Annotated in this window: 5 protein-coding genes and 2 pseudogenes; 6 read left to right on the top strand and 1 reads right to left on the bottom strand. The window is 66.5% G+C overall.

The window, feature by feature from the left end; genetic code table 11:
• Nucleotides 1-70: 70 nt before the first annotated feature.
• The 3 genes and pseudogenes from JLI01S_RS16140 to JLI01S_RS16130 form a co-directional block, all read left to right on the top strand.
• Nucleotides 71-798: pseudogene (locus JLI01S_RS16140) on the top strand (dTDP-glucose 4,6-dehydratase); the annotation flags it as partial.
• Nucleotides 799-980: 182 nt separating this feature from the next.
• The gene (locus tag JLI01S_RS16135) at nucleotides 981-2,264 is read left to right on the top strand and encodes a nucleotide sugar dehydrogenase (protein WP_068266609.1); all 1,284 of its coding nucleotides are present in this window, start codon (nucleotides 981-983) and stop codon (nucleotides 2,262-2,264) included.
• 102 nt (nucleotides 2,265-2,366) lie between these two features.
• Nucleotides 2,367-3,305: an NAD-dependent epimerase/dehydratase family protein gene (locus JLI01S_RS16130; protein ID WP_068266606.1), complete on the top strand. Its 939-nt coding sequence runs from the start codon at nucleotides 2,367-2,369 to the stop codon at nucleotides 3,303-3,305.
• A gap of 87 nt (nucleotides 3,306-3,392) precedes the next feature.
• Here JLI01S_RS16130 and JLI01S_RS16125 read toward each other — a convergent pair whose 3' ends face one another.
• Complete coding sequence (locus JLI01S_RS16125) at nucleotides 3,393-3,593, bottom strand: SGNH/GDSL hydrolase family protein (RefSeq protein ID WP_068266604.1); 201 nt, start codon at nucleotides 3,591-3,593, stop codon at nucleotides 3,393-3,395.
• Nucleotides 3,594-3,969: 376 nt separating this feature from the next.
• Between JLI01S_RS16125 and JLI01S_RS16120 the strand changes: the two genes are divergently transcribed.
• The 3 genes and pseudogenes from JLI01S_RS16120 to JLI01S_RS16810 form a co-directional block, all read left to right on the top strand.
• The gene (locus tag JLI01S_RS16120; RefSeq protein WP_068266602.1) at nucleotides 3,970-4,587 is read left to right on the top strand and encodes a hypothetical protein; all 618 of its coding nucleotides are present in this window, start codon (nucleotides 3,970-3,972) and stop codon (nucleotides 4,585-4,587) included.
• The gene (locus tag JLI01S_RS16115) at nucleotides 4,554-5,963 is read left to right on the top strand and encodes a signal peptidase I (protein WP_157075018.1); all 1,410 of its coding nucleotides are present in this window, start codon (nucleotides 4,554-4,556) and stop codon (nucleotides 5,961-5,963) included. Before JLI01S_RS16120 ends, JLI01S_RS16115 begins: the two co-directional genes overlap by 34 nt.
• A gap of 21 nt (nucleotides 5,964-5,984) precedes the next feature.
• A pseudogene (locus JLI01S_RS16810) lies at nucleotides 5,985-6,253 on the top strand (GDP-mannose 4,6-dehydratase); the annotation flags it as partial.

Below are 6,253 nucleotides of genomic sequence, written 5' to 3'. Positions count from 1 at the left end.
ACGCTGACGGAGTACGTCTCGAGGCTCGGGCCCGGGGGCCCTCGCACCTCGACGCACGAAAGGAACTGACATGCGTGTGCTCGTCACCGGTGGAGCCGGGTTCATCGGGAGCAACTTCGTCCACCAGACGCTGGCGACGCGCGAGGACGTCGCGGTGACCGTGCTGGACGGGCTGACCTATGCGGGGTCGCGCTCGTCGCTCGACGGCGTGCTCGGCGACGTGCGCTTCGTCGAGGGGCTCGTGCAGGACGGCGCGCTCGTCGACTCGCTCGTGGCAGGTGCTGATGTGGTCGTGCACTTCGCTGCAGAGTCCCACAACGACAACTCCCTCAGCTCGCCCGGTCCCTTCGTGCAGACCAATGTCGTGGGGACTTACGAGCTGCTCGAGGCGGTGCGGCGCCACGGTGTGCGCTATCACCACATCTCGACTGACGAGGTCTATGGCGACCTCGCGCTCGACTCACCGGCGCTTCACCGAGGCGACGCCCAGCACGTCGAGAAGTCATCCCTCGTCAGGTCACCGAAGTCCTCGCGGGTCGGCCGAGGCTCTACGGTGACTGTCTCAACGTGCGTGACTGGATCCACGTCGATGACCACAACAGTGGAGTGTGGGCGATCATCGACCGCGGGCAGATGGGGGGAGACCTACCTCATCGGTGCTGACGGAGAGGTCGACAACCGGGGTGTGGTGTCGTAGGTGGTGCTCGAGCTGATGGACCGACAGCGTGACGGCTTCGACCATGTGACCGACCGACCGAGGCACGATCGTCGCTAGCCATCGACTGGACCAGGCTGCGGAGGCGCGGTACGCCGCGACGGAGCACGTGGTGTGAAGACTCGTTGATGGACCATCTGGCCCGGTGAGCGTGCCACCACACGCAAGGCCGGACACGCGTGTCCTTGGCGTCCGACGTGATCTGTAGCATGGCGGCTGGCGCTCTCGCGGCGAGGGTTTGCTGCCTACAAGGAGAATCGATCACGTGACTGTACTTCCGGCCAACATCCACCTCGGAGTCATCGGCCTCGGTTACGTCGGACTCCCGTTGGCGGTGTCCTTTGCCAAGCACTACCCGGTGACCGGTCTCGACATCAACCAGCGACGGATCGATGAGCTCTCCGAGGGCGTTGACCGGACGCAGGAGGTCTCCTCCGCAGACTTGCAGGCCGCGCAGCAGCTGATCTTCAGCGCAGACCCGGCATCACTCGACGACGTCAACGTCTACATCGTGACCACGCCGACGCCGATCGACAAGTACAAGCAGCCGGACCTCACCCCTCTCCTCTCGGCCACCCGCACAGTGGCCGGAGCGTTGCGTCCCGGCGACGTCGTCATCTACGAGTCGACGGTCTACCCCGGCGCGACCGAGGACGATTGCGTCCCTCTCCTCGAGGAGCTCAGCGGTCTGCGCTTCAACGAGGACTTCTACGTCGGCTACAGCCCCGAGCGGATCAACCCCGGGGACAAGGTGCATCGCTTCGAGACGATCACCAAGGTCACGTCCGGCTCGACACCGGAGGCCGCGCACTTCGTCGACGACCTCTACAAGAGCGTGGTGACCGCTGGCACGCACCTGGCGTCGTCGATCAAGGTGGCTGAGGCTGCAAAGGTCATCGAAAATACTCAGCGTGACGTCAACATCGCGCTGATCAACGAGTTGTCGTTGATCTTCAACCGGCTCGGGATCGACACCCTCGACGTCTTGGAGGCTGCCGGGACGAAGTGGAACTTCCTTCCCTTCCGCCCAGGCTTGGTCGGTGGGCACTGCATCGGCGTCGACCCGTACTACCTGACGCACAAGGCGCAGTCGATCGGGTACAACCCCGAAGTCATCCTCGCGGGACGACGCCTCAACGACTCGATGGGGCCGTACGTCGCTGACCAGCTGCTTGCGGCGATGTTGCGCAACAAGGTCGACGTCAGGGACGCGAGGGTCCTCGTCCTGGGCCTGACCTTCAAGGAGAACACTCCCGACCTGCGCAACACTCGGGTGGTCGACATCGTGGACCACCTGAAGGGGTTTGGCATCGAGGTCGATGTCCACGACCCGTGGGCAGACCCGGAGGCCGCTCGTCACGAGTACGGCATTGACCTGGTCGCTGAACCCGCCAAGGGCGCCTACCAAGGTGTGGTGCTCGCCGTCGCTCACGACTCCTTCCGCGAACTCGGTCCCGATGAGCTCTGCGCCTACGCCGACCCAGCGGCAAACGCCATCTTTGATCTCAAGGGGATGCTGCCTCGAGAGCTGGCCGACGGACGACTCTGACAGAGTCAGCCGGGCCAGTCACCTATTCTTGACCGGGGCCACGCGTCGGTGCGCTTTGCACGCTGAGCCACGTCCACGCTCGCGACTAACAGGGAGATTTTTGTGCAGATCCTCATTACCGGCGGGGCTGGCTTTGTCGGCTCCAACCTTGCTCGGATGGCGCTGAGCCAAGGCCACCAGGTCAAGGTCATCGACGATTTGTCGACCGGCTATCGGGACAATCTGGACGGTCTTGACGTCGACTTCGTCGAGGGGTCGATCAACGACCGCGCCCAGATGGACCGCGCGATGGCGGGTGTGGATTCTGTGGTGCACCTGGCGGCGCTCGGCAGCGTCCCTCGGAGCATCGAGAACCCGATCGCCACGCACGAGGCCAATGTCGATGGGACGCTCTCGGTCCTGGAGTCGGCCCGGGCGCACGGTGTGGGGCACGTGCTCTTCAGCTCGTCCAGCTCCGTCTACGGACTGAACCCCGCGATGCCCAAGCAAGAGCGCGAGTGGGTTCGTCCGATGAGCCCGTACGCGGTCAGCAAGCTGGCGGCGGAGCAGTACGTGCTGGCCTATGGCACGGCGTACGGCATCGACACCTTGGCCTTCCGCTTCTTCAACGTGTACGGGCCCGGCCAGCGCGCCGGCCACGTCTACGCTGCCGTCATCCCGGTCTTCATCGACGCCCTGATGAAGGGAGAGCCCCTCCCGATCAACGGGGACGGCTCCAACTCACGGGACTTCACCTTCGTCGGCACCGTGTGTCGTGTCTTGCTCGATGCGATTGAGCGCAGGGTGAGCAACGCGGAGCCGGTCAATCTCGCCTTCGGGACCAACACCACGCTCCTCGAGCTGATCGACGAGATTGCCGAGGTCTCCCACCAGGTCCCCGAGAAGCTGCACAGGGAGCCCCGTGCAGGCGACGTGGCGCACAGCCAGGCGAACAACGACTCTCTGAGGTCGCTCTTCCCGGATGTCGAGCCGGTGTCGCTCACCGAAGGGCTCACGGCCACGTACGAGTGGTTCCAGCAGGGGCGCGACGCGCAGGAGTGAGCGGGCCACATAAGACGGAGCAGCGCCGAGTGTCTCGGCGCTGCTCCGTCTTGGTGTATCGGTAGTGAAATGAGGCGGTGAAGCGCCTCAGCCCATCCACTCGCCCCAGTCGTGGTGCAGCACCAGCCAGGCAATCAAGCCGTAGTCGGCCTGGCCGGGGTGCACACCGTCGAGCGGTGCTGCGATGTCGGACTCCCACTGGCTGTGACCGGCCAGTGGGGTGAAGGTCACGACGCCCTGACTCGAGGCCTCGTAAAGGATGTTGGCCAGTGCTCGGCGACGGGCCATTCCCCTCGACCGGTCCAGTCCAGCGCCCTCTCGTCACCGACACCCACCACGAAGTTGTCGCCGACGAAATCAGCGCGATCTCCTCCGACCGTCCCGCGCGCTGAAGTTGGCGATGGTGGTGAGCTTGGTGCCGGCTGCGTGCGTCATCAGGTGGGCGCTCACGTCTGGGTGCTTCCGGGAGTCGCGCGGACAACCTGGCGAGGACATTCGCTTGTCAAAAAGGTGATCGGCCGAAGATCATCCCCAAGGCGCCTTTGCGCTCCAGCGGATTGTCCGTCACAATGTCCGCAGCAGGAGTGCTGTTTGGTGAGCGCCCGCGCGCTCCCGGCCTCCCGACGAGGATGGCCACCACCACCTCAGAGGGGACACACCACCCATGCACAAGCCGTCCACCAAGACGAAGAAGCTGACCGCAGCCCTGGCCACACCCGTGGCCGTGCTCCTCGCGGGCGGGATGGTCTGGCAGGCGTCCTACGCCGCCTTCTCCGGCCAGACCCGCAACTCGGGCAACGAGTGGTCGACCGGGTCCGTCGCGTTGACGGACGATGACAACGGTTCCGCTCGTTTCGTTGCCGACAACATGGTGCCCGGCGCCACCGAGACCAAGTGCATCACCGTCAAGGCCACCGCCTCGGTGCCGGGCACGGTCAAGGGGTACGCGGTCAATGCGAAGATCGACAACGAGGGCCTCGCGCAGGCGGTGAAGTTCACAGTGCGCTCGGGTACGGGCGGGTCCTTCGCCAGCTGCGACGGCTTCGCGGCCGAGAACACCCTCATGCAGGACACCACCCTCAAGAACCTCGCCGCCGTCAACAGTTACAACGGGGGTGTCGGCGACTGGGCCGTCGTCGCCGGGACGCAGACGCGCACCTACGAGATCACGTGGGAGTTCGACACCACCGGGCTCACCCAGACCCAGATCGACAACATGCAGGGTGACCTCGTCGGCCTGGACTTCCAGTGGGAGCTGCAGTCCAACCCCAACCCCAGCTGACCCCGCCCCGTGGGGAGGCCTCCTGGCCGCTCCTCGTGACCGTCGTCGCCGCCCGCGCCTATCGGGCGATGTTCCTGACGTGGGCGGTCATCGCGCTCGCGCCCACCCTCCTCGGAGCGTCCTCGCACGTCATCCGCTCCGGGTCGATGGAGCCGTCCGTCTCGGTCGGCGACGTCGTGGTGGCGCGCGAGGTCGAGCCCGCGCAGGAGATCTCCGTCGGGCGGGTGTACGTCTTCGACGACCCCGCACCGTCGGCCGACCGGCTCATGGTGCACCGGGTGGTGGCGCTCGACGACGACGGTGACTTCACCACCGCTGGGGATGCCAACGAGGTCACCGACGTCGAGCCGCTGCCGCGAGAGGACATCAGAGCTCGAGCGATCCTGCTCGTGCCCTGGGTCGGGCTCCCGGTGGTGTGGGTCGCCGAGGGGGCTTGGCTGTCACTGACGCTCTGGCTGCTGGTGACCGTGCTCGCCTTCGTCGTCGCCTCGCACCGGATCCGTGACGATGCTCCGACCGATGCGTCGGGGCGGCCCGGCCGGGGACGCCGGCTCGTCCCTGCGGCGATGGTGGCGGTCATCTCCCTACCCGTCCTGCAGCAGGCGCAGGGGTCGGTCGCGCAAGCCGCCTTCACGGCGCGCACCAGCAACCCGGGGAGCACGTGGCGCGTGGGCGAGCTACGACAGCCCTACGTCGACGCCGTGCTCGCGGACTCGCCCACCTTTTTGTGGTTGCTGGACGAGCAGGCGGGCCCGTCGGCGCAGGACCGCAGCGGTGGGGGGCACTCGGGCCGGTACACGGACATCGCTGCATATCGCAACGGAGGAGGGCTGCCCAACAACCACGGGTACTCCATCAGGCCCGGGGCCACCGGTCGCGTCGTCGACGATGCTCCGTCATCCGTCCCGCCGTCCACCTTCACCCTGGAGATGTGGTTCAACACCACAACGGGCAGCGGCGGGCGGCTCATGGGCTTCGAGTCCTCGAGGGATCGGACCTCGACGCAGTCGGACCGCACCGTGCACATGAGCGACGACGGCCGGCTCGTCTACGGCGGATGGGCCGCATCCTCGCAAAAGACGCTGACCACACCAAGCGCGTACAACGACGGCCGTTGGCACCATCTCGTCGTCGTCGTCACCCCACGCGGAGTCAACCAGGACACGGTCATCTACGTCGACGGGCGCGCCGTCGCATCGGGCGGGACGTCCAAGGTCGAGACCTACGCCGGCTGGTGGCGCGTGGGTCAGGGCACGCGACCGACCGGGCCCAGTGCACCCTCGTCGGCTGGCTTCGACGGGCTCGTCGACAACGTGGCGGTCTACCCGAGTGCGCTGTCGCCCACGCGCATCGCCGAGCACTACCGCGTGCGATGACGTCCGACTAGCGTGGGCGACATGCGCGTACTGGTCACCGGTGGAGCCGGTTTCATCGGGAGCAACTTCGTCCACCAGACGCTGGCGACGCGGGGTGATGTCGAGGTGACGGTCCTCGACGCGCTGACCTATGCGGGGTCGCGGTCCTCGCTCGATGGGGTGCTCGAGTGCTCGACGACGTGCGCTTCGTCGAGGGGCAGGTGCAGGACGGCGCGCTCGCGGACGCGCTCGTGGGGGAGCGCGCTACCACCACATCTCCACCGACGAGGTCTACGGCGACCTCGAGCTGG

Source organism: Janibacter limosus NBRC 16128 (assembly GCF_001570985.1).
GTDB lineage: Bacteria > Actinomycetota > Actinomycetes > Actinomycetales > Dermatophilaceae > Janibacter > Janibacter limosus.
The sequence above is the reverse complement of the archived record's forward strand: the minus strand, read 5'-3'. Positions and strand labels throughout refer to the sequence as shown.